Annotated in this window: 25 protein-coding genes; 5 read left to right on the forward strand and 20 right to left on the reverse strand. The window is 36.6% G+C overall.

Features of this window, described 5'->3' with window-relative positions; all coding sequences use genetic code 11:
- Nucleotides 1–410 precede the first annotated feature (410 nt).
- Genes ACZLXV_RS07845 through ACZLXV_RS07855 form a run of 3 tightly spaced genes read right to left on the reverse strand, consistent with a single transcriptional unit; the run spans nucleotide 411 to nucleotide 2,021 of the window.
- Complete coding sequence (locus tag ACZLXV_RS07845; protein WP_482383040.1) at nucleotides 411–629, reverse strand: hypothetical protein; 219 nt, start codon at nucleotides 627–629, stop codon at nucleotides 411–413.
- An 18-nt stretch (nucleotides 630–647) separates the two neighbouring features.
- Nucleotides 648–923 (reverse strand): DUF4253 domain-containing protein, encoded by a 276-nt coding sequence (locus ACZLXV_RS07850; protein ID WP_482383041.1) that lies wholly within the window; start codon nucleotides 921–923, stop codon nucleotides 648–650.
- A 42-nt stretch (nucleotides 924–965) separates the two neighbouring features.
- Entirely contained in the window at nucleotides 966–2,021 is a 1,056-nt protein-coding gene (locus ACZLXV_RS07855) for a hypothetical protein (RefSeq protein ID WP_482383042.1), read from the reverse strand.
- 576 nt (nucleotides 2,022–2,597) lie between these two features.
- Here ACZLXV_RS07855 and ACZLXV_RS07860 point away from each other — a divergent pair.
- On the forward strand, nucleotides 2,598–2,747 hold the full coding sequence (locus ACZLXV_RS07860) for a helix-turn-helix domain-containing protein (protein WP_482383043.1): 150 nt from the start codon (nucleotides 2,598–2,600) through the stop codon (nucleotides 2,745–2,747).
- Between the two features lie 226 nt (nucleotides 2,748–2,973).
- On the opposite strand, the gene ACZLXV_RS07865 is transcribed toward ACZLXV_RS07860, so the two are convergent.
- From ACZLXV_RS07865 to ACZLXV_RS07935, 15 genes are all read right to left on the reverse strand, one after another.
- Complete coding sequence (locus ACZLXV_RS07865) at nucleotides 2,974–3,516, reverse strand: DUF4190 domain-containing protein (protein WP_482383044.1); 543 nt, start codon at nucleotides 3,514–3,516, stop codon at nucleotides 2,974–2,976.
- Nucleotides 3,517–3,607: 91 nt separating this feature from the next.
- Nucleotides 3,608–4,024, reverse strand: a complete 417-nt coding sequence (locus ACZLXV_RS07870) for a DUF2752 domain-containing protein (protein WP_482383045.1) — start codon at nucleotides 4,022–4,024, stop codon at nucleotides 3,608–3,610.
- On the reverse strand, nucleotides 4,017–4,799 hold the full coding sequence (gene trmD, locus ACZLXV_RS07875; protein WP_482383083.1) for a tRNA (guanosine(37)-N1)-methyltransferase TrmD: 783 nt from the start codon (nucleotides 4,797–4,799) through the stop codon (nucleotides 4,017–4,019). Before trmD ends, ACZLXV_RS07870 begins: the two co-directional genes overlap by 8 nt.
- Complete coding sequence (rimM, locus tag ACZLXV_RS07880; RefSeq protein ID WP_022225081.1) at nucleotides 4,799–5,308, reverse strand: ribosome maturation factor RimM; 510 nt, start codon at nucleotides 5,306–5,308, stop codon at nucleotides 4,799–4,801. The genes trmD and rimM overlap by 1 nt, the downstream gene beginning before the upstream one ends.
- Nucleotides 5,309–5,480: 172 nt before the next feature.
- Nucleotides 5,481–5,711 (reverse strand): KH domain-containing protein, encoded by a 231-nt coding sequence (locus ACZLXV_RS07885; RefSeq protein ID WP_022225080.1) that lies wholly within the window; start codon nucleotides 5,709–5,711, stop codon nucleotides 5,481–5,483.
- A gap of 93 nt (nucleotides 5,712–5,804) precedes the next feature.
- Nucleotides 5,805–6,050, reverse strand: a complete 246-nt coding sequence (gene rpsP, locus ACZLXV_RS07890) for a 30S ribosomal protein S16 (protein ID WP_022013948.1) — start codon at nucleotides 6,048–6,050, stop codon at nucleotides 5,805–5,807.
- 87 nt (nucleotides 6,051–6,137) lie between these two features.
- Entirely contained in the window at nucleotides 6,138–7,490 is a 1,353-nt protein-coding gene (gene ffh, locus ACZLXV_RS07895) for a signal recognition particle protein (RefSeq protein WP_022225079.1), read from the reverse strand.
- Between the two features lie 126 nt (nucleotides 7,491–7,616).
- Nucleotides 7,617–7,976: a YlxM family DNA-binding protein gene (gene ylxM / locus ACZLXV_RS07900; protein ID WP_482383046.1), complete on the reverse strand. Its 360-nt coding sequence runs from the start codon at nucleotides 7,974–7,976 to the stop codon at nucleotides 7,617–7,619.
- 1 nt (nucleotide 7,977) lies between these two features.
- Entirely contained in the window at nucleotides 7,978–8,289 is a 312-nt protein-coding gene (locus ACZLXV_RS07905; RefSeq protein WP_482383047.1) for a hypothetical protein, read from the reverse strand.
- A gap of 183 nt (nucleotides 8,290–8,472) precedes the next feature.
- Nucleotides 8,473–9,186, reverse strand: coding sequence for a zinc metallopeptidase (locus ACZLXV_RS07910; RefSeq protein WP_482383084.1), 714 nt, complete (start codon nucleotides 9,184–9,186; stop codon nucleotides 8,473–8,475).
- A gap of 353 nt (nucleotides 9,187–9,539) precedes the next feature.
- Nucleotides 9,540–10,955 (reverse strand): oxaloacetate decarboxylase subunit alpha, encoded by a 1,416-nt coding sequence (locus tag ACZLXV_RS07915; protein WP_482383048.1) that lies wholly within the window; start codon nucleotides 10,953–10,955, stop codon nucleotides 9,540–9,542.
- Nucleotides 10,956–11,092: 137 nt separating this feature from the next.
- The gene (locus ACZLXV_RS07920) at nucleotides 11,093–12,241 is read right to left on the reverse strand and encodes a sodium ion-translocating decarboxylase subunit beta (protein ID WP_022225074.1); all 1,149 of its coding nucleotides are present in this window, start codon (nucleotides 12,239–12,241) and stop codon (nucleotides 11,093–11,095) included.
- A 12-nt stretch (nucleotides 12,242–12,253) separates the two neighbouring features.
- Nucleotides 12,254–12,619: a biotin/lipoyl-containing protein gene (locus ACZLXV_RS07925; RefSeq protein ID WP_482383049.1), complete on the reverse strand. Its 366-nt coding sequence runs from the start codon at nucleotides 12,617–12,619 to the stop codon at nucleotides 12,254–12,256.
- Between the two features lie 24 nt (nucleotides 12,620–12,643).
- Nucleotides 12,644–13,363 (reverse strand): OadG family protein, encoded by a 720-nt coding sequence (locus ACZLXV_RS07930; RefSeq protein WP_022225072.1) that lies wholly within the window; start codon nucleotides 13,361–13,363, stop codon nucleotides 12,644–12,646.
- 14 nt (nucleotides 13,364–13,377) lie between these two features.
- Complete coding sequence (locus ACZLXV_RS07935) at nucleotides 13,378–14,811, reverse strand: acyl-CoA carboxylase subunit beta (RefSeq protein WP_022225071.1); 1,434 nt, start codon at nucleotides 14,809–14,811, stop codon at nucleotides 13,378–13,380.
- 218 nt (nucleotides 14,812–15,029) lie between these two features.
- Here ACZLXV_RS07935 and ACZLXV_RS07940 point away from each other — a divergent pair, with 218 nt between their 5' ends.
- Nucleotides 15,030–16,286, forward strand: a complete 1,257-nt coding sequence (locus ACZLXV_RS07940) for a D-alanyl-D-alanine carboxypeptidase family protein (protein WP_022225070.1) — start codon at nucleotides 15,030–15,032, stop codon at nucleotides 16,284–16,286.
- A gap of 49 nt (nucleotides 16,287–16,335) precedes the next feature.
- Here the strand turns inward: ACZLXV_RS07940 and ACZLXV_RS07945 are convergent, their stop codons facing one another.
- Nucleotides 16,336–17,076 (reverse strand): lysophospholipid acyltransferase family protein, encoded by a 741-nt coding sequence (locus tag ACZLXV_RS07945; RefSeq protein WP_482383050.1) that lies wholly within the window; start codon nucleotides 17,074–17,076, stop codon nucleotides 16,336–16,338.
- 261 nt (nucleotides 17,077–17,337) lie between these two features.
- Between ACZLXV_RS07945 and ACZLXV_RS07950 the strand changes: the two genes are divergently transcribed.
- Together ACZLXV_RS07950 and ACZLXV_RS07955 are read left to right on the forward strand one after the other, a co-directional pair.
- Nucleotides 17,338–19,122, forward strand: coding sequence for an Rqc2 family fibronectin-binding protein (locus tag ACZLXV_RS07950; RefSeq protein WP_022225068.1), 1,785 nt, complete (start codon nucleotides 17,338–17,340; stop codon nucleotides 19,120–19,122).
- The gene (locus ACZLXV_RS07955) at nucleotides 19,122–19,979 is read left to right on the forward strand and encodes a histidinol-phosphatase HisJ family protein (RefSeq protein WP_482383051.1); all 858 of its coding nucleotides are present in this window, start codon (nucleotides 19,122–19,124) and stop codon (nucleotides 19,977–19,979) included. The genes ACZLXV_RS07950 and ACZLXV_RS07955 overlap by 1 nt, the downstream gene beginning before the upstream one ends.
- Before the next feature lie 62 nt (nucleotides 19,980–20,041).
- On the opposite strand, the gene ACZLXV_RS07960 is transcribed toward ACZLXV_RS07955, so the two are convergent.
- A complete protein-coding gene (locus ACZLXV_RS07960) occupies nucleotides 20,042–21,190 on the reverse strand; it encodes a cysteine desulfurase family protein (RefSeq protein ID WP_482383052.1) in 1,149 nt (382 codons plus the stop codon).
- A 106-nt stretch (nucleotides 21,191–21,296) separates the two neighbouring features.
- On the opposite strand from ACZLXV_RS07960, the gene ACZLXV_RS07965 reads away from it, so the two are divergent.
- On the forward strand, nucleotides 21,297–22,688 hold the full coding sequence (locus ACZLXV_RS07965; RefSeq protein WP_482383053.1) for an oligosaccharide flippase family protein: 1,392 nt from the start codon (nucleotides 21,297–21,299) through the stop codon (nucleotides 22,686–22,688).

Below are 22,688 nucleotides of genomic sequence, written 5' to 3' on the forward strand. Positions count from 1 at the left end.
AGTTGTCAACTTTTCAGCTTAGAATTTGTGCTTTTCACAAATTCATCCCTATTTTCAGTTAAGATTGCAAACAAGCTTAGCGAGTTTCGCAATTACCTATTGTTATTATTACTTTATCGAATGCAGCAAAGTATTTTTCCAATCCGGTAATTCCCCTTATACTTGTTTGCAACATCCATAATATTTTGAGTTTTGCCTTTATAAATAACATTACGGTTCTTTTTGAAACGGATCACAAACTTTTCATTAACATCTTATCAATACTATAGGCTCCACCAAATGTAAAGAAGCGTGTCCCATCTATCTCAAAAACCTGTCCTCTCATCAAATGGATTATTTCATTCTCAATAAAGTGGACTTTACCGCCATTCCATATGTCAACATCATATGCATTGAGTTGTTTAAAATTTTCATGATTCCCATCCACAAATTAATGTAGTAACAGGAAGACTTCTAAATACACTCCTGGTTTCAGCCTCTTCTGATGTTGAAAAACCACATACACCTATGTCACCGCATACCACAAGATAGTCTTCCGATGTATATTCATCCTCATGCTCATCAAAGAATTTAACAATCTTGCCTATATCAATAGTTCCGTGCGTATCTCCAGATATAATAAAGCTCATAATTTTCCTCCTTCCTTTTCATTGGATGTTGAATAATACTCTGCCAAATCGAAAACCTACGCTATCGTATGATATCTCAATTATTTTAGCAGCAAATCTACTCTCCCATTCCTTTGCTATATAATACATTTCGTTTGAAGTCGGAGTCGAGTTCCATCCTCCCCAATAATTTCCAAGCAACAAAAACAATTCATATGTGTGCTGAATATTTTTAAATTCAACTTCCACACCCGGATTGCCATATGTTACAGCTTCTCCATTACAATAAAACTCGTTTTTTTCTGTTTGATGCACATATTTTTTAAAAACATCTCAATATGAAAACCTTTTTTAATGCTATGAACATGTCGTATTGTCCATCTCTTCCCTGTTTTTACGCAACTCTACATTGGTCATAGGTCTGTGATGTGAATTTACAAATGATACTGCCCTCTTTATTGCTTTAATCATTTGAATCTCCTGTTCTGAATATTCACCATAGTCCGTCACTATATCTACGTGTTCCGGATCTTTCAAAACAATAGCTAACACACCAGCAAATCCATGGACGTAATCCATCTCTCCATTATACATGAAATGGTATGTTAAGCCCATGCCAGAGAACTCCGCTGCAATACAATCAACCTCTCCACTTTCAAAACCATGTCCCGTCTGCACACACCAAATACCTGAAGCATCATCTCGAACCGGAATATACTTATCAAGATATCTTTGCTCTAATAAATCATCTGAGCCTCCTGTATATTCAGGCTTATCACCTACTTCAATCATAATATTCTTTTTACTGTAAAGATTCGTTAGATAGTTGAGATACGCCCTTCTTTCATCTTTTTCATTCAAAGTCATACGTTCTATATATATTGGATTAATGTGTTCATGTTCAAACTCTCCCTGATAAGCTACTCCGTCAAATTTTATATCTACGCAAACCTGAACATCTGAATAGTCCCCTTTAAGCTTTTTATAAAGCTCATATTCCTTATCAGAATAACAGAGTATTATTCCTACTTTTTCACATAACTTGTTTGTATTCCAGCCTCCATAAAGACTTCTCACTATATCGCCATGTCTGAAATCGTGTGGAATAAATACAAAGTCAAACAGTGATTCATTATAAGCCAATGCCCCTGATGCAGTATTACTCTTTCTGTAATACTTCCTGTCCTTTTTAATCTGAATTAATGCCTTTGATATTCTTTCTTTTAATGTGGCATCAGATAAATTTCCCATAAATTCATTTAACCATTTTACTTTTTTCTCATATGAAATCATAATGTGATTTGCAACTATAGTAGCCTTTTCCAAGTCCGTGAATTCATAATGTATGCTATGAAGGTACGCTCTTGTATCTTTTGACGGAATAAATTCATCAATAAAATTATTTTTTTCCATTTTGTCCTCCTTTGGTAACTCCACACTTGTCAAACTTTCTAATCGTCTATTCCCAATATTGGTTTTCCCATAAGTTCATGATCTATTGCCACTTTTGTAGCAAGATAATAATTTATGCCTCCATAAATATACATAATTACAGCATTACAGGTTTGCTTTCTTCATACAGAAACCTATATTCAATAAAGTTCTTCTTAAAATATTCTATAATTTTCTTTTTTGCTTGTATCTTATTCATAGTTGCTCCTTATCTTGTAACAATCTCTTTATCTTTTCTTCTGCGCCACTAACTACCAATTCATAGTATCTCACTCTTTACCGTCTCCTAACTGCTCGAACACAACATTTTTTATTCGCCTTTGTCATAAATCCTTCATAAAACCATTAAGCCTTCAAATATGTCCTCCCTTCATCTCTATCCTATCAGAACATTGCAAATTATCATATACTCAATCATGAGTATATGATAATTCACTTTTTCTTTACTTTAAAGCATTATTGTGATATACTTTTCAAAAAGGAGATGTAAGAGAATATGCGAAATTCAAAAAAAACCTTTCTAATTTTTCATTGCGATTGAAAGAGGCAAGAGCTGAAATATATACTCAACAACAATTAGCCGAAAAAAGTGGTGTTAGTCTAAAAACCATTCAAAGATTAGAAAACTTTGAAAGCCTTGTTGCCATGGTCAGAAACATTGCCGGAACATATCCGAAAGCCTGTTAAAGGAACTGACAAATAGGATGGTCAAAAAAGTGACCATCCTTATTTGTCAAGGTACTTATGTTCTACCGTTTACTTTTTTGCTCCTTCATTGTAACAGCCATCCCAACAAAAACAACATTTACATTTTATATATAGATTTAATTTTTGTATGATATTAAACAAAAAACTGCCTCATCCATAGACTGAGACAGTTTTTTATTAACTCTTATATTTATTTACTTCCGCACTACTCCATACTATTTATATTGTCAATAATGCTCTTATAATCATCAGCCGACATACTCGTTCCGACTACGACTACCATAACCAACATAACGATAGCTATAATAATACCGATTGCAGCACATACAAGACCGGCTATTGCCATGCCTCTTCCGGGCTTATTTTTTGTGAGTACAATTATTGCAAATGCTATTGAAAGAATCGCAAATATTCCTGAAATATACCATGCACAGCAGCATACTATTGATAAAATACCAAGCACAAGAGATGCTATTGCAAATCCTGACGGACTAAAAGTGCTATTGCTTGACTGCTGCCCATTTACATTCTGATATCCGGCATTATTCCATGAACCATTCTGATTTCCCATACCGTCAAAATTATTTTGATTTAAATTCTGACCATCATTGTATGGATTGTCAGACTGATTTAAATTATCCTGATTCGGATTTCCGTTGTAAGCATTATTATACGAACCGGCATTTTCGTTATTAGTTACTTCGTTATCATTTTTTTCCAAAGAAACCTTGTTGTTTTCATTATCCATTATATATAATCCTCATTTCTGCACACATTCTTTATGCATAGCAAAATTCTTTACACATAACAATTTGTGTCAGGTGTGCACAGACACAAACTTATTTTAATAAATCTATTCCACAAACTATCAAAAGATAGTTCTTGACTAAAAACTGTACCAAAAGCACAGCCACTCCGACATACACATACCACATTCTAAATTTCATATATCCTTTGTTTTGATTAAATATGTATGCCCATGTTCCTTTTACCATAAATAATATGTAAAAACATATACAATATAACACAAAAGGATGAAAACGAAAAGACCTTAATATCTCTCCTTTAAACAAATACACAACTGCTCTCGTCCCGCCGCACCCCGGGCAGTAAAGTCCGGTCAGTGCATGAAATGAACACCTTATAATATGCAGAATATCAATATGCAAAACCTTTATTATACATAGCAGCAATATGACACCTGCACCTATTAACAGCCCGGCTTTATACAGCCGTTTTTCAAATAATTCATTCATTTTCCACTGACATTATCCTCTCAGCAAGTTCACGCTCCTTTGGTGTAAGCTCAGCTTTTTCTATTAAATCAGGTCTTCTTTTTGCTGTTCTGATAACAGACTGTTCTCTGTACCACTCGGCAAGTTTCTTATGATTTCCCGATAAAAGCACAGGCGGTACAAGTTTTCCCTCCCAGTTTTCAGGTCTTGTATATTGAGGATATTCTAAAAGATTGTCCGTGAATGACTCTGTCTGCGCCGACATGTCATTATTTAAAACACCCGGAACAAGTCTCGATATTGTGTCCATCATAACAAGTGCCGGAAGTTCCCCACCCGTAAGCACATAGTCTCCTATTGAGACATAGTCAGTAACTATCTCCTCAAGAACTCTCTCGTCTATGCCCTCATAATGGCCACAAAGAAATATAAGATTTTCTTCTTTTGCGAACCCTTTTGCCATTTCCTGATTAAATGTTTTTCCCTGTGGTGACAGGTATATTACTCTCGTTTTATTTTCATCTGCTAAGTCTTCACCAGCATTTACAACACTTCCGGTCGAAATCTCTTCTTCTATAGCCTTATAGCACCTGTAAACCGGACCTGCCTGCATAACCATCCCGGCTCCTCCGCCATAAGGATAATCATCGACCCTGTTGTGCTTATTTTCTGAAAAGTCTCTTATGTTTACGGCATTTACAGCTATATGCCCCGCTTTTATTGCTCTTCCTGTTATACTTTCTGACATAGCATTATTTATCATATCAGGAAATAATGTCATTACATGAAAATTCATCATAAATCAAGCAATCCTTTCATTATATGAACTGTTATTATTTTATTCTCGTCATCCACTTCTTTTACACAATCCGGAATATCCGGCAAAAGAACTTCTTTTCCATCATGTTTGACAACAAACACAAGATTTGCACCTGTTTCAAGTATATCCACAAGTTCTCCGAATTCTTCTCCGTCTTCCGTTACAACTTTTGAGTTCATAATATCGGCAAGATAAACCTCACCTTCTTCTAAAGGTATTGCATTTTCCCTTGTCACATAAAGGTCACAGCCTTTATATTTTTCTATATCATTTATATTATCAATTCCCTTGAATTTTACAATAACAAGATTTTTGAAAAATCTCACACTTTTAACTTCAAGATCTATTTTTTCTTTTCCGGTATCCAAAATAACATCTTTTAATTTTTTAAATCTTTCCGGTTCCTGTGTAGTCGGGAAAACTTTTACCTCTCCCCTGACACCATGCGTATTCGCTATAACTCCTACTCTGAATAAATCTGTCATATTTCCTCCATATGATTTTACACTTTCCACAAAGATGATGTTGGTGCAAAAAGTATTTTTACCCCAACTAATGCCACGGATTGCTTCATTGCTTTTGACCCTTGCATCATAAAGATTACTATACAAAATAAGCCCATACCCAAGATGGTACAGGCTAATATCTATTACTGTATTATTGTTCTATCTCAACAATAACTTTCTTATCAGTACGTGAAGCCGCCGCTTTCACCATAGCACGTATTGCTTTTGCAATGCGTCCCTGTTTTCCAATAACTTTTCCCATATCTTCTGAAGCAACCTTCAAAGTCAAAAGGATTTCATTATCCTGCTCAGTCTCTGTAACAGTTACCTGCTCCGGATGGTCAACGAGGGATTTTGCAAGAACCTCTACTAATTCTTTCATAAACCTGAAACCTCCTCTTTTTGGCAATCAGTTTATAAACGACGAAAAGACAGTCTTAAAACTGCCTGTCCGTCATGAAACTATATCAGGAAATTACTCCATGATACCTGCCTCTTTTAAAAGCTTGCCTACTGTCTCAGTTGGCTTTGCGCCATTTGCGAGCCATTTCTTAGCGCTCTCCTCATCAAACTTGAATACGCTAGGATCCTGATTTGGATCATAAGTACCGATTTCCTCGATGAACTTACCGTCTCTAGGACTTCTTGAATCAGCAACAACTACTCTATAGAAAGGTGCTTTCTTCTTACCCATTCTTCTTAATCTGATCTTTACTGCCATGTTTTCACCTCCTTAAAATAATTCATCTATATCAAATTCCACATATCTTAGCTTGTGCACAGCACAAATGTAAAATCTGAAAACAATTTAAAAGCCAAAAGGTAATTTCGGCATTGAAAATTTACCTTTTTTCTTTCCCTTGCCACCCATCATTCCTGACATTTGTTTCATCATCTTCTTTGACTGTTCATACTGCTTCATAAGTTTATTTACCTCTGCAATATTTACACCTGCACCCTTTGCAATACGGCGCTTTCTTGATGGATTTATAATAGCCGGGTTTCCTCTTTCCTCAGGTGTCATAGAATAAATAATAGCTTCTATCCCCTTAAAAATGTCATCATCTATCTCAAGATCAGCAGGCAGTCCCATTCCGGGAAGCATGCTCAAAATGCTTTGAATGCCGCCCATTTTTTTCATCTGCGCCATCTGATCAAGGAAATCATTAAAATCAAATTCAGCTTTACGGAACTTACGCTCCATCTCCTTAGCTTTGTCCTGATCTATCTCCGCCTCTGCCTTCTCAATAAGTGTAAGTACATCACCCATACCAAGAATTCTTGAAGCCATACGGTCGGGGTAAAATTGTTCCAAATCTGACAACTTTTCACCCATACCTACATAAAGAATAGGTTTTCCTGTAACCGCTCTGATTGAAAGAGCCGCACCACCTCTTGTATCACCGTCAAGCTTTGTAAGAATAACTCCGTCAACACCAATCTTTTCATTGAACGTAGTTGCAACATTTACCGCATCCTGTCCTGTCATGGCATCAACTACAAGAATAGTATCATCTATCTCTATGTTCTCTTTTATCTCCTGAAGCTCAGCCATCATATCCTCATCTATATGAAGACGACCTGCCGTATCAAGAATAACAACATTAAGATTGTTTTTTGATGCATGTTCTATAGCCGCTTTCGCAATATCAACAGGCTTGTGGTTTGTTCCCATTGTGAACACTTCAACTTCCTGCTTTGCACCGTTTTTCTGCAACTGCTCAATAGCTGCCGGGCGATAAATATCACATGCGGCAAGCAGAGGTCTTCTGCCTTTTTTCTTAAGCTTACCTGCAATCTTTGCTGTCGTCGTTGTTTTACCTGCACCCTGTAAACCACACATAAGTATAACTGAAATCTCACTTGATGGTTTAAGAGTAATCTCGGTAGTATCACTTCCCATAAGATTAACAAGCTCTTCATTAACCAGCTTGACTACCATCTGTCCGGGTGTAAGACTGTTTAGTACATCCTGTCCCACAGCTCTTTCCTGAACTGTCTTGACAAAATTCTTTACTACTTTAAAGTTAACATCGGCCTCCAAAAGAGCCATTTTAACTTCTTTTAAAGCAGCTTTTACATCTGCCTCTGTAAGTCGTCCCTTACTACGAAGGTTCTTAAAAACATTTTGTAATTTTTCTGTTAAACTATCGAATGCCATAATAACCTCCTCTTGACTAATATTTGTCAGATATCATAAAAAGAACACTTTCTCTCTGACACCTTGAATAGTATATTACAGCGAAAAACATTTGTCAAGTTTTTTTCTTGACAAATGTTTCGTTTTTTATTCTTCATCTAATATTTCATCAATAATAGAAAAAACTTCTTTAAGTTCCCCATCATCTGTATTCATCTCTTTCAGAATAACATGTAACCTTTTTACGAGTTCCTTTTGTTTCTCAAATTTTGCAACAAGACCAAGTTTTTCCTCATATCCACGAAGCTGTTTACATGCCCTCTTTATCGCGTCATGCACACCTTGTCTCGTAATATTTTCATCCTCTGCAATTTCTGAAAGATTATAATCGTCAAGTATACTTGCTTCAAACATGCGGCGCTGATTATCCTTTAACAGTGCGCCATAAAAATCATATAAAAGAGAGAGTTCAACTCTCTCTTCAATACTGTGTCCGTTCTCCGCCATATTATTTTTCTGCCTTTTGCGGATTTATCTTAAATGAAAAATCCGGGTCATTTATATTAACCTGGATTTCCTTGCCGCTTTCACCTATAATCCTTACATGATCATTCTCTACATGACTGCACTTATAAACCTTTCCTTTCATGTATCCGTCACCGTCAACATAACTTAATGCAAGATTTATAAATGTATTTGATGCCATTAAGGTTCCGGTTGCTTTATTAAATCTTGAACCCTCTGTTTTTTGACTCTGTGTTTCATTGAACGCTTCCGCAAGTCCGTTTATCAATTCACCCTTCAAAGCTGAGTTGTCCATTACATCCTCCATTTTCATATTTCAATCTTTAAATTTATATCTTTAATTCTTTACAAAAATATTTTCACTTTGTAAAATTTATTTATATACCTGTATTTATATTATCAAGTCTTATAGCAATATGTCAATCAACATTTCCGACATATTCCTGCCCAATGTATCAAAAGTTTAATTTACGTTGTACTAATCATCATTTCTTCTTCCGAAAAGCAGCACAAGTCTTAGAAGCTGAAGAAGTGTTGAAACAGTTGCCGTAATATAGGTCATCGCTGCTGCTGTAAGCACTCTTCTGGCTCCTCTGACTTCATCTTTATACAACATTCCACTTTTGTCAAGAATTTTTAGTGCACGTGATGAAGCATTAAATTCAACCGGCAATGTAACTATCTGAAAAACAAGTGTCAAAGCAAAAAGCAAAATTCCAATATTTAACATATTAAATGACCCCAATATAACACCCAATATTATAACAGGCCATGAAAGCTTTGAGCCTAAATTGACTACTGGGACAATCGCCCCTCTTATCTTAATAGGTATATAACCTACATTGTGCTGTATCGCATGACCGCATTCATGTGCTGCAACACCAACTGCTGCTATTGATGTGGAACCATATACACTGTCTGATAAGTTAAGTGTTTTGTTTCCGGGATTGTAATTATCCGTCAAATCCCCGGAAATATGTCTTATCTGCACATCATATATCCCGGCATCATTTAATATCTGCTGTGCTGCCTGTGCACCTGATATTCCTCTTTTACTGCCATATCTGCTGTATTTTCTAAATGCTCTGTTTACATTTGCAGATGCAATCATACAGATAACTGCACCTATTATAACAAGTGAATATGTCGGATCCATCCTGTAAAACATTCCCGGAAATCCATAAAATCCCATAAAACCATTACTTGCGTTTAAAAGACAAGAAACAATCTGCATATATATTCCTCCTTCTGCTTAACATACCAAATGATTGCAAAACTAAATACAGGCTATGATAATTGCACAATTCAATCATATTTTATGATAGTCTTACAAACTTCTGCTTAACATATACTGCAGTTTATATATTATTTAAAATTCTTAACTACTGCTTAATTTTAAAACACGCCAGACAAATCAATGTCTGGCGTACTATTTATTATTATCGTAACGAAGTTTCGCTAGAAACTTCTAAGATGAAACCTTCAACTTCAACACATAATTGAGTTTCTTTGAAACTCCTAATATGAACCCGCAGGGTTCATTATTTATACCGGATAAGCCTTGTTTTCTGTATCCGCTGCTGAAGCGTCAACCTTATTCTGCTGAGCTTCTCTGTATTTGAAGAACTCTGTAGCAACCTGTGGGAATAATGCATATGAAAGCACATCCTCATCCTGCTGCTTGTACTGAGCCATCTCTTTCTCAATATCAGCAAGCTGCGGCTTAATAAGGTCAGCCGGACGACAAGTAATAACCTTTGCATCATCACCGAGACATTTCTTCTGTACTTCAGGGTTAAATGGCTTAACAGTCTGTCCAAATTCTCCTGAAAGAAGTTTCTTAGACTCTTTAGTTACCATCTTATATCTCTCACCTGATACTACGTTAAGTACGGCCTGTGTACCTACTATCTGTGATGAAGGTGTAACAAGTGGTGGCTCACCAAAATCTTTACGTACTCTTGGCACTTCCTCGAGAACCTGCTCATACTTATCTTCCTGTCCCATCTCTTTAAGCTGTGATACAAGGTTACTAAGCATTCCACCAGGAACCTGATAACGAAGTGTCTGGATATTAACACCAAGCACCTTTGTATTCATAAGACCGCTCTTAAGAGCTTCTTCACGCATTGGACGGAAGTAATCAGCGATTTCAGCAAGTTTAGACTGATCAAGACCTGTATCATAAGGAGTTCCCTTAAATGCCTCAACCATAACTTCTGTTGCAGGCTGGCTTGTACCCATTGAGAATGGAGACATAGCAGTATCAATAATATCACATCCTGCTTCTACAGCCTTCATATAAGTCATTGAAGCAACACCTGATGTATAATGTGTATGAAGGTCGATTGGAATGCTAACTGACTCTTTGAGTGCCTGAACAAGCTCTGTAGCCTTTGCAGGAACCAAAAGACCTGCCATATCTTTGATACAAAGTGATTTTGCACCCATATCTTCAATCTGCTTTGCCATATCTTTCCAGTAATCAAGTGTATAAGCATCACCTAATGTATAAGAAAGTGCTATCTGAGCATGACCGTTTTCTTTATTTGCTGCATTAACTGCTGTCTTAAGGTTTCTAAGATCATTAAGACAATCGAATATACGAATAATGTCAATACCATTTGCAATTGACTTCTGTACAAAATATTCTACAACGTCATCTGCATAATGGTTGTAACCTAAGATGTTCTGACCTCTGAATAACATCTGAAGTTTTGTATTTTTAAATCCAGCTCTTAATTTACGAAGTCTCTCCCATGGATCTTCTTTAAGGAAACGAAGTGAAGCATCAAATGTTGCACCACCCCAGCACTCTACTGCATGAAATCCAACCTGATCCATTTTATCTACTATCGGAAGCATCTGCTCTGTTGTCATACGGGTAGCAATAAGAGACTGATGCGCATCACGGAGAACTGTCTCCGTAATCTTTAATGGTTTCTTTTCTATATCTGCCATGATAATCCTCCTATATTTTTAAGTTAAGCGAACTGCCAAAACGGATATAATATCCGCTTCAACATCTTTTATGAATCAAGGAAATCCCCCACCATTATTGCTCTGTGCAATATAGATGGTGAACTTCCTTAATAGTATTAAATTCCGAATATTGCCATAAATACACCGGCAGCAACTGCTGTTCCGATAACACCGGCAACATTTGGTCCCATCGCATGCATGAGAAGGAAGTTTGTCGGATCTGCCTCCGAACCAACTTTCTGTGAAACCCTGGCAGCCATAGGAACGGCAGATACACCTGCTGAACCAATCAATGGGTTTACCTTTCCGTGTGTAACCTTACACATAACCTTACCGAAAAGAACTCCCGCTGCTGTACCTACACAGAACGCAATAAGTCCAAGTGCAACAATCTTTAATGTTGTAACTTTAAGGAATGCCTCTGCACTTGTTGAAGCTCCTACTGATGTACCGAGTAAGATAACTACGATGTACATAAGAGCATTTGAAGCTGTCTCTGCAAGCTGTTTAACCACTCCTGACTCTTTAAAGAGGTTACCAAGCATAAGCATACCTACAAGAGGTGCTGTTGTTGGAAGAAGAAGACAAACAATAATAGTAACGATAATAGGGAATAAAATCTTCTCAAGCTTTGATACCGGACGAAGCTGAGACATCTTAATCTTACGCTCATCCTCTGTTGTGAAAAGCTTCATAATAGGCGGCTGAATAATAGGAACAAGTGACATATATGAATATGCAGCCACTGCGATAGGTCCCATATACTCAGTCTGCTTTAATTTACCACAAAGGAAAATTGATGTAGGACCATCAGCACCACCGATGATTGATATTGCTGCGGCTGCCTTATCATTGAATCCTAAAAGGATTGCTATAAGGTAAGCTGAGAAAATACCAAACTGAGCTGCAGCTCCTAAAAGGAAACTTGCAGGATTTGCAATAAGTGGTCCGAAGTCTGTCAACGCACCTACACCCAAGAAAATAAGTGAAGGCAATATACTCCATTCATCAAGTATATAGAAATAATGTAATAATCCTCCGACACCATTTGATGTACTATCAGGATCTGCCATGATATCAGGATAAATATTTACAAGAATCATACCAAATGCGATAGGTACCAACAATAATGGTTCGTATCCTTTTTTAATCGCTAAATAGAGAAAGATACAGCCAACCACGATCATAAGGTAATTTCCTAATGTAAGTGATGTAAACGCGGTCTGACCTGCAAGATTCTCAAGCGTTGTAATAACGTAATCCAAAGTCAGTCCCTCCTAGTTTAATGTTGCAAGTACTGCTCCTGCTTCTACTGAATCTCCTGCTGCTACATTGATGCTTGCTACTGTACCATCCTGTGGTGCAACTACTTCATTTTCCATCTTCATAGCTTCAAGAATTAAAATAACTTCACCTTTCTTTACAGCCTGTCCTGCTGATGCCTTAACTGATAAAATCTTACCAGGCATTGGTGCATTTACCTTAACTGAGCCTGCTGCTCCTGTCGGTGCAGCTGCTTTTGGTGCTGCTTTAGGAGCTGCCTTTGGTGCTGCCTTAGGAGCTGAAGCTGCTGCTCCTGTTGCTCCTTCTTCTACTGTTACATCATAAACAGTACCATTTACGGTAATTGTATAATTTTTCATGAATTTGTCCTCCATTTATTTTTCTTATCTTCTAATAATTGAACGAATAACAAGACCGTCTGCTGACTCTGTCTCACTTGCTGCTGCGATAGCTGCCGTAATAACAGCAACCAGCTCTAAGTCATCAACAAGATTTTCCTCTTCAACAGCAACAGGTGCTGTCTCAACAACAGGTTCTGCCTTAACTTCTTCTTTCTTTGCACCATTCTGGAAATTAGCAATGTGCTTAAACTGTGCAATTATAAGTGCGATAAATATAAGAACCGCAAATACGATTGCCATACTAAGAATAGTATTAAGTCCGGCTTTTGACATTTTCTGACCAAGACTTGTATACTCTTCTACTTTCCAAGAAGATGTCTGACCTTTTTCATCATATGTTACTGAGAATATGAGTTTCTTTCCTGATGAAGTAGTATATGTCTCTACAACTGTTGCAGAATCACTACTTATAGTGAAATCAGTATCAACCTTTTTACCCTGTTTTCCATATTCTTTTTTCAACTGTACAGACTCTTTATACTGATTGACCGTGTCCTCATCAACTTCCGTTGACTGTTCTTTCATTGATTTGACTGCACTCTCAAAATCATAACTAAACCAGCTTTTTACAAATGAATCAGCGTTTTTTTCAAGTGTTGCCTTATCAAAATTTTTGTTTGTCTTTGTAAGGCTTAAACTGCAGCCTGCCATCATCAGAATGCATGACACGATACAAAAAATTAAACATAATTTCTTCTTCATATAACGCTCCTTACTTAGATGGTTCCATGTTTTTTGCCGATAGGATATTCGCTTTTTGTAAACAGCATCTCAAATGCAAATAAAAGCTGTTTTCTCGCAGATTCAGGAGCAATAACAGAATCTATATATCCTCTTGCTGCGGCTGCCTCAGTACCTGACTGAGCTTCAAACTCTGCTGCTTTTGCTGCAACATCCGTATCTTTGTCATCAGCATACATAATCTTTGCTGCGACATTTGAATCCATCATACCAACTTTTGCATCAGGAAGTGCAAATACCATGTCTGCACCAATATGCTTTGAGTTCATGGCTACATATGCGCTGCCATATGCATTTCCTGCAATAAGATTAACCTTAGGTACATCTGCCTCAGCAAATGCGCTTGTAAGTTTAGCTGCTGCACAGGCGATAGTTTTCTCTTCCTCAACTGTTGTGGCAAATCCCTCAACATTTGTAAGAGTAAGTACAGGAATATTAAATGCATCACATTTCTTAACAAATGCTGCTGCTTTTTCACAACCTGCTGTTGTAAGACGTGCATCATATTTTGCTGCGACTTTTCCGTCCTCATCAAACTCTGCTGTACGGTTTGCTACTGCACCTACTGTCATTCCGTCAAGGCAGATAAATCCTGTAACCATCTCTTTTGCATAACCTGCTTTTTCTTCAAGGAAGAAATTGTTATCACCGAGATCTGCAAGTGCAACTGCCGGATCTGCAACTTCTGCTGCAAAGTTATCAACCATACGGTTAAGGTCATCCATACACTCATCCGAAATTCCTGTTTCATTGTTATTCTGCGGAAGAATGCTAATAAGTTCTCTAACACTGTTAAGAACTTCCTCTTCACCCTCAATAACAAAATCAACTGTCGAAGCTGTTTTCTGGAACTTAGCTGAAGCTGTATCAAGCTTATCTGCATAGTTTCCTTCAAGTGTATTTGGCGAATTAACAAAAAGTTTAGCGTTTTTTTCTTCCATGAATGTGAAATCACTCATAGCTGCAAGAACTGCCACGCCACCACCGCAATTTCCAAAAACAGCACTTATCTGTGGTACTATTCCTGATGCATCAGACTTAACTTTATAAATTTTTCCAAAGCCTGCAAGTGCATCTGTTGACTCCTGAAGGCGCATACCTGCACAATCAATAAGTCCTATAACCGGCACTCCTGTCTTCATAGCAAGCTCATATACATGCGCAATCTTCTTTGCATGCATCTCACCGATTGTACCATTCATTGCGGATGCATCCTGACTGTAGATATAGACAGGATTATTCTGAATAAGTCCGTATCCTGTGATAACTCCATCAGCCGGTACAGACTTTTCCTGCATGTTGAAATCTGTACTTCTCTTTGTTATCTTAGCACCAATTTCAACAAAACTGTTTTCGTCAACCAAAGTCTCAATACGAGCTTTTGCTGACAAAGCATTTGTGTTACTCATGTTCAGCCCTCCAATAATAGTAGAATATATTTGGTAAATCTAGTTTTAATAATAAAAATAAACAAATTTACACCAATGATAAGTTTATTACTTTTGCTCAAAAATAGCAACCTTTTTTTAGCATTTATGCCAAAAAAAACGCATATTATGTTACTGTTCATGTCACTGCCGTAAACAGCAGTAACATAACATGCAAATAAATAGCAGGAGTAATAACCATGAAATCACAATTAAATTTTATACTGTGTTTACTAAGTCTCACAATATTAAGCATTTTTCTATATAAAGCATGCTGTAAAAGTTTAAATGCAAAATACTTTAACAACACACAAAAACAACACCACATAAACTGTGTAATAAAAAAAGTTAAAGCAAATAACTGTGGTATACAAAAGCAGTCAGAAAAACCTTCCACGCTCTCCTCAACAGCCTGCTGTTTAATAGAAAAAAACAGTGGTCAGATATTATATAAAAAAAAATCATTTAAAAAACTTCCTATGGCAAGTACAACAAAAATAATGACCTGCATACTTGCACTTGAAAATGGCAAACCCGATGATATAGTAAAAGTTTCAAATTATGCGGCATCAATGCCGAAAGTAAAACTTTACATGAAGTCAGGTGACACATTCAGGCTCGGAGATTTATTGTATTCCCTTATGCTTGAATCTCATAATGATACCGCCGTAGCCATCGCCGAGCATATAGGAGGTTCCGTAAAGAATTTTGCAAAACTCATGAACCGTAAAGCATCTGAACTTGGCTGTAGCAGCACCCATTTTGTAACACCCAACGGTCTCGATTCCAAAGGACATTATACAACTGCGTATGAACTTTGTAAGATAGCCTCCTATGCATTGGAAAACAAAAATTTCAAAAAAATAATAACCACTTCAACATACAGTTTTTCCAATACAAACGGTTCTAAACAATACAATGTTTCAAATAAAGATGCTTTTCTCTCCCAATATAACGGTGCAATCGGTGTCAAAACAGGTTTCACAGGAAAAGCCGGCTATTGCTTCTGCGGAGCAGCAACAAGAAACAATACTACACTTATATCTGCTGTATTAGGCTGTGGCTGGCCTCCAAACAAAACATACAAATGGCAGGACACAAAAAAACTTATGGATTATGGCTTTAACAACTTTTCAAAAGTAAACTTCAAACCTGAGGAAAAAACATTTAAAATCAATATCTTAAAAGGACAGACAAATTTCACCAATGTAAAAGTTTTCGATAAACCATGTATTCTTATGTTGTCAAAAAACGATGAAATAACATACAAAATCAAACTTCCGTCCACTCTTACGGCACCCGTCAGCAAAAATGACATACTCGGTTTTGCAAAACTGTACGTAAACAATAAACTATATCGTCAAACCCCATTAAAAGCCGAACATGATATAGATGCCGTAACCCCTGGCTATATAAGGAAAATTCTCATAAGAATGTTATGCGTTATTCCATTATAACATTATGTTGGTGGACAAAAAATATTTTGCCCCCAAACAATACCACGGATTACTGCAGCAATGCCTTATCAAACTCTCCTTTTTGTGCAAAGTCAACTGCTGAACATATCCTGTTATATACTATAGAAGATATCTCTACTGATTTTTTATCCTTATACTCATCGTAAAACATTGGTTTTAAATAAAAAACTTCTGTCTTTACCTTTCTTAAACTCCATAAATCGAAAACTTTCCACGAGTCAACTATTGCAACCGGAACAATGGGGGCTTTCGCCCTCATTGCGCTTTTAAATGCACCGGGCTTAAATTCATCAACATAATTTCCATTCCTATGCTCATAACCGCCGGACGGAAAAATTATAAACTTACGTCCCTTTTTCACTTCCTCTGTAACTTCTTTTATTATGCCTGCCGCCTGTTTTAAATTGTCAAGTTTAAGTCTCTTGCCTTCAACCAGATCTATAAACTGCTTCACCAGAGGTCCGTGGCTTCTCGCATCATCCATCACAACAGAACATGGGGTATCATGTGTATGCATAATTCCAAGTGCATCATATTTGCCCTGATGATTTGAAAACATGACATATCCTCCATCTTTCGGAAGATTTTCCATTCCGAATCCTTCTGTTGTAATTCGCCCTGTCTTTTTCATAAGATTTATGGCATATCTGTCGTATTCATAGCGAAACCGTTCAGAATATTTCTCAGGATGTCTCGAATAATACCCCATTTTTGGAATCATCCATGCTCTATATAAATTACCTGCTATCACATAAATAAATCTCAACAAAATATTTCACCTTTTCCCTATTCACTAATTTTTAGCATCCCCTCTGTTTCATTTCAAAAAAACCGCAATATACAGTAACACAATTTGGAAAAATTTACAACAGATATTTTTTATGGCTGAACTGTTTCTATTGGAATCAAAAGATATTTTACCCCTTGCGTAATGTTATAAAATCACCATAAACAAAGATGTTCTTGAATAATATGTCCATTTTGTTTAAAATATTATTTATCCTATTTAAAAAGAAACGAGGTTATTTATATGGCACTTGATGGAATTGTTATATCAAGTCTTGTCAATGAACTTGATACAAATATAACAGGCGGACGCATCACAAAAATTGCCCAGCCTGAAAAAGACGAACTGTTACTTACGATAAAACAGAGTAAAACAGACGAAAACGGCAAAACGGCAAGAAGCACAAAAAGACTCACTATATCAGTAAACCCAAGTCTGCCTCTTATCTACCTTACAGATACAAATAAAACATCGCCTCTTACGGCACCGACGTTCTGCATGGTATTAAGAAAGCATCTGAACAATTGCAGCATAGTCTCTATATCACAAATCGGTCTTGAAAGAGTTATCCGTTTTGAACTTGAACATTTAAACGAGATGGGCGACCTCTGCAAAAAATATCTTTATGTAGAACTTATGGGTAAACACAGCAATATAATTTTCTGTGATGACAGCAATAAAATAATCGACAGCATCAAACATATATCACTTCTTGTAAGTTCTGTAAGGGAAGTCCTCCCGGGAAGAGAATATTTTATACCTGATACACAACACAAATATAATCCATTTGCCATTACAGAAAGCGAATTTACGGATAATGTACTCTCTAAGCCGCTGCCGCTTGCAAAAGCAATTTATACTTCAATAACAGGTTTCAGCCCGCTTATGGCAAATGAACTGATATACAGGGCATCGCTTTCTGATAAAAATAATGCGCTTGAATTAAGTGACATGGAAAAACTTCATTTATATAGAAACTTTTCTGAAATGATGAATGATATTTCTGAAAAAAAATTTGCCCCGGTTATCGCATTTAAAAACAATATGCCTGCCGAATTTACAAGTCTCGAACTCACAATGTACCAAAAGGACGACGCATATACGTTAAAAAGCTGTGATTCCGTAAGTAATATGCTCTATGATTACTATGCCACAAAAGAGGTGATGAGCAGAATAAACCAGAAATCTGCCGACCTTAGAAAAATAACAAATACTTTGTTAGAACGAAACAACAAAAAATACGATTTACAGACCAAGCAGTTAAAAGACACTGAAAAACGTGATAAATACAAGGTATACGGAGAACTTCTCACAACGTACGGTTACGAATTAAAAGGCGGAGAAAAAGCACTCACATGCGAAAATTATTATACAGGAAACGAGATAACAATTCCGCTTGACGAAACAAAATCGGCAGTTGAAAATGCAAAAAAATATTTTGATAAGTATGCAAAACTCAAACGAACTTTTGAAGCATTGAACATACAAATCGCCGAAACAAAAGAAGAAATTGAACATCTTGAATCAATAAGCAATTCCCTTGACATAGCACGTCAGGAATCGGATCTTGTTGCAATCAAGCGTGAACTTTCAGAATGCGGATATATCAAAAAACACCATGAAAAAAATAAAGGCAGCAAAAACAGCGAAAAAAGCAAGCCTCTCCACTATATATCATCAGACGGTTTTGATATGTATGTCGGAAAAAACAATTATCAGAATGATGAACTTACTTTCAAAATCGCAACTGGAAATGACTGGTGGTTTCATGCAAAAGCAAGTGCCGGCTCTCATGTCATTGTAAAAACAGAGGGTAAAGAACTTCCTGACCGCACATTTGAAGAGGCTGCACGACTTGCCGCACACTACTCAAAAGCATGTGAACAAGGCAAAGCTGAAATTGACTATATACAGAAAAAACATGTGAAAAAGCCAAATGGAAGCAAACCCGGATTTGTTGTCTACTACACAAATTATTCCATGACTATTAGCACAGACATAACAGGAATAAAGGAGGTGACTGAGTAATGTTTTCAGATATTATTCATTCCGACAATCATGTACACACATATTTTTCAACAGACAGCGACACACCTATGGAAGATATGTTAAAAAACGCTATTGAAAAAGAATTTTCTTCCATATGCTTTACTGACCATATGGATTATAATTTTCCATCCGAGGGTGATACACCTGAGTTTCTGCTCGACATAGAGCCATATTTTGAGGAAATGAAAAGACTGAGCGAAAAATACGGTGACAGGATAAAAATCCGAAGGGGCATTGAACTCGGTCTAAAAAAAGACTGCCTTGACAAATGTATTTCGCTTACCGAAGAATATCCGTTTGATTTTGTCATCGGTTCAACACACCTTGTAGACAATATAGACCCGTACTATGATACGTTTTGGAGTGATACTCCTGAAAAAAGCGGAATTTTACGCTACTATGAAACCACCTTAAACAATGTCAATCTCGGTGCTGACTTTGATGTATATGGTCATATTGATTACATAATCCGCTACACTCCTAAAATGAAACAACTGAAATCGCAGGGTCTTTCAGATGACACTTATATAAACAGACTCACCTCAGATTCAATGGATATAATAGAACAAATACTGAAAACACTTATATACAACGGAAAAGGTATCGAAATAAATACCGCCGGGTTCAAATACGGACTCGGACATCCAAACCCTCACGAAAAAATATTAAAACTTTATCATGAACTTGGCGGTGAGATAATCACCATAGGCTCCGATGCACACGAATGTAAACACCTCGCCTACGATTTTGAAAAAGTTACTGAAATATTAAAAAAGTGCGGTTTCAGGTATTATAGTGAATTCACAGGCAGAAAAGCAGAGATGATAAAAATGTGATAGTTTTATTTTTGAAGTCCGGTAAAACTTTATGACCTTTAAAGTTTTACCGGAAACAGCTATCATTCCCTCAAAACACTTACAGCATCTTTTAAAATTTCCATCACACGGTCAACTTCACTTATGGTATTTTCTTCTCCTAAAGTAAATCTTATGGTGCCATCGGCATATTCTTTTGGAACACCAATACTCTCTATCACATGAGAAATTCCCGGCTCCCCTGTGTTGCAGGCTGAACCTGCTGAAGCACAAATTCCGTTCATGTCAAGTATAACAAGTAATGTTTCTCCCTCAATCCCCTTAAAACTTACATTTAAGTTTCCGGGAAGTCTTTCTTTTCCCGGTTTTGGTCCATTTAATCTTACATCCTCAATTTCATTCTCTATTCTCGACAAAAAATAATCCCTTACATTTGCTGTCTTGACATTTTTCTGGTACATATTTTTAAATCCCTCATTTACCGCTGCACCCATACCTACGATTCCCGGCACATTTTCTGTTCCTGCCCTCATATCACGCTCCTGCTTTCCTCCGTAAATAAATTTCTCTATATCACATCCATCCGCTATATAAAGAAACCCTGTTCCCTTAGGTCCGCAAAGCTTATGTGAGCTCACACTCATCATATGTATTCCACTCTTTTTTACATCAATAGGTACATGCATATACGCCTGAACCGCATCTGTATGAAAATAAATGTTATACTTCTTTGCAATCTGCGCAATTTCATCTATCGGCTGTATCGTTCCGATTTCATTATTGGCATACATTATCGATATAAGTATAGTGTCATTTCTTATTGCTCTTTCAAGCTCCCTCAATGAGATAATCCCTCTCTCATCAACCGGGAGATATGTCACCCTGTAACCCTGCTTTTCTAATGCCTTACATGAATTGAGAATTGCATGATGTTCAATGCAGCTTGTTATAATATGCCTGCCTCTTCTTCCCTTATACCTGCAGGCTTCAACTGTTCCAAATAATGCCCAATTGTCACTTTCCGTACCACCGCTTGTAAAATAAATTTCATCTTTAGATGCATTTATACTCTTTGCCACCTGTTTTCTGGCAATCTCTATCTTTTCCTTACACTGCTGCGCAAACTCATATGCCCCTGATGGATTTCCATAATATATTTCCAGACATTTCTTCATCTCAGCAACCGCCTGTGGACAGACAGATGTAGTTGCCGCATGGTCAAGATATATCATACCACGCCTCCGCCCCATATTTAAAATCAATATATTCATCATATTTTTATCTGTGACTTAATAAAATAAATTAATAGGTTTGAACATTCAGAAGCGAGGAATCTTTATGAACTCAGCCGTAAAAACAGAAAAATTTATAAAAAACAGACTCAATAGCAATATCATAAAAGGAACTCTCATACTTTCAGCTGCAAGCATTCTTTCACGCATAATAGGATTTATATACAGAATATATCTTGCTGATATACTCGGTGAAAAACTTCTTGGCACATATCAACTTATATTTCCAATATATGTACTCTGCTTTACAATATATGGTGCCGGCATGCAAAGTGCAATATCACAAGTTACAGCCACATTTTCAGGCAGACCGGATACATCTGTTGACGACAAAACCAGCAAGCATCTTAAACGAAAAAACAACCTAACCTCAAACAATATTCTTTTAACAGGCATAATCATAAGCCTTACACTGGCATTATCCTTATCTGCTATTATCAATTTAAATTCAAACTGGATAGCCTGCCATATTCTTATGGTCCCCGATTGTGACATATATCTTAAACTATTAACATACCTTTTTCCATTTTGCAGTGTATCAGCATGTATATGCGGTTTTCAATATGGACTCGAAAATGCAAAACCACCCGCTATTGCCGGAATTATCGAGCAATTCACACGAATTTTGTTTGTGTTTATCGTACAGGGATTTTTCTCTGATAAAGAAATCTGCTGTCAGATAGCTGTATACGGACTGACTGTAGGTGAATTTTTCGGTTTTATTTACAATATATATTCACTTAAAAATAAAACTCTTAAAAATAAAACCCTCACAAAAAGAAAAAATAAGGTTTCTTTTAGTGAAAGTTTTAAAGTTCTCTTTCCCGTATTTATTTCACTTATGTCAATAAAACTGACAATCTCACTTTTACATAGTGTAGAATCCATATTTATACCTGCCGCACTTGTAAAATACGGTTATACAACGAACGAAGCCCTAAGTGTATATGGTATATACTCAGGAATGGCTATGCCGTTTATACTTTTTCCGGCTACAATTACAATGGCAATATCCACCATGCTTCTTCCGGCAGTTTCAAAAGCACACTCATCAGGAAACAAAAAGCAGATAAAAAAACTCATCCGACGAACTTCCTATTTTTGTCTTGTAACAGGAATGTCTGCAACTGTTTTCTTCCTGCTTTTCGGAAATACCTGTGCAAATCTTTTCTTTCACAATGAACTTGCCGGCAGATACCTCACAATACTGTCCTTTTTGTGTCCGTTCTTATATCTTAATATGACTTACAGCAGTATATTAAACGGACTTGGCAAACCTCATATGACTTTTGTCATAACTGTAATCTGCACTCTTATAAAGATTTTGTCACTTATATTCTTTGTTCCTGACTACGGAATGATAGCTTATATATTTGCATCTCTTGTGTCAGAAATTCTGCTTTGTGTTATGCTAAAACATTATTGTAATCAGGGATAG

Source organism: Butyribacter sp., assembly GCF_056818865.1.

Coding starts and splice junctions, on each gene's coding strand:
- ACZLXV_RS07940 (WP_022225070.1), top strand. CDS start 15,030: ATGAAATCACAATTAAATTTTATACTGTGTTTACTAAGTCTCACAATA.
- ACZLXV_RS07930 (WP_022225072.1), bottom strand. CDS start 13,363: ATGAAGAAGAAATTATGTTTAATTTTTTGTATCGTGTCATGCATTCTG.
- ACZLXV_RS07845 (WP_482383040.1), bottom strand. CDS start 629: ATGAGCTTTATTATATCTGGAGATACGCACGGAACTATTGATATAGGC.
- ylxM (WP_482383046.1), bottom strand. CDS start 7,976: ATGGCGGAGAACGGACACAGTATTGAAGAGAGAGTTGAACTCTCTCTT.
- ACZLXV_RS07935 (WP_022225071.1), bottom strand. CDS start 14,811: ATGAGTAACACAAATGCTTTGTCAGCAAAAGCTCGTATTGAGACTTTG.
- ACZLXV_RS07865 (WP_482383044.1), bottom strand. CDS start 3,516: ATGGATAATGAAAACAACAAGGTTTCTTTGGAAAAAAATGATAACGAA.
- ACZLXV_RS07870 (WP_482383045.1), bottom strand. CDS start 4,024: ATGAATGAATTATTTGAAAAACGGCTGTATAAAGCCGGGCTGTTAATA.
- trmD (WP_482383083.1), bottom strand. CDS start 4,799: ATGAATTTTCATGTAATGACATTATTTCCTGATATGATAAATAATGCT.
- rpsP (WP_022013948.1), bottom strand. CDS start 6,050: ATGGCAGTAAAGATCAGATTAAGAAGAATGGGTAAGAAGAAAGCACCT.
- ACZLXV_RS07910 (WP_482383084.1), bottom strand. CDS start 9,186: ATGGGATTTTATGGATTTCCGGGAATGTTTTACAGGATGGATCCGACA.
- ACZLXV_RS07950 (WP_022225068.1), top strand. CDS start 17,338: ATGGCACTTGATGGAATTGTTATATCAAGTCTTGTCAATGAACTTGAT.
- ACZLXV_RS07955 (WP_482383051.1), top strand. CDS start 19,122: ATGTTTTCAGATATTATTCATTCCGACAATCATGTACACACATATTTT.
- ACZLXV_RS07855 (WP_482383042.1), bottom strand. CDS start 2,021: ATGGAAAAAAATAATTTTATTGATGAATTTATTCCGTCAAAAGATACA.
- ACZLXV_RS07905 (WP_482383047.1), bottom strand. CDS start 8,289: ATGGACAACTCAGCTTTGAAGGGTGAATTGATAAACGGACTTGCGGAA.
- ACZLXV_RS07915 (WP_482383048.1), bottom strand. CDS start 10,955: ATGGCAGATATAGAAAAGAAACCATTAAAGATTACGGAGACAGTTCTC.
- rimM (WP_022225081.1), bottom strand. CDS start 5,308: ATGACAGATTTATTCAGAGTAGGAGTTATAGCGAATACGCATGGTGTC.
- ACZLXV_RS07965 (WP_482383053.1), top strand. CDS start 21,297: ATGAACTCAGCCGTAAAAACAGAAAAATTTATAAAAAACAGACTCAAT.
- ffh (WP_022225079.1), bottom strand. CDS start 7,490: ATGGCATTCGATAGTTTAACAGAAAAATTACAAAATGTTTTTAAGAAC.
- ACZLXV_RS07885 (WP_022225080.1), bottom strand. CDS start 5,711: ATGAAAGAATTAGTAGAGGTTCTTGCAAAATCCCTCGTTGACCATCCG.
- ACZLXV_RS07960 (WP_482383052.1), bottom strand. CDS start 21,190: ATGATATATCTTGACCATGCGGCAACTACATCTGTCTGTCCACAGGCG.
- ACZLXV_RS07925 (WP_482383049.1), bottom strand. CDS start 12,619: ATGAAAAATTATACAATTACCGTAAATGGTACTGTTTATGATGTAACA.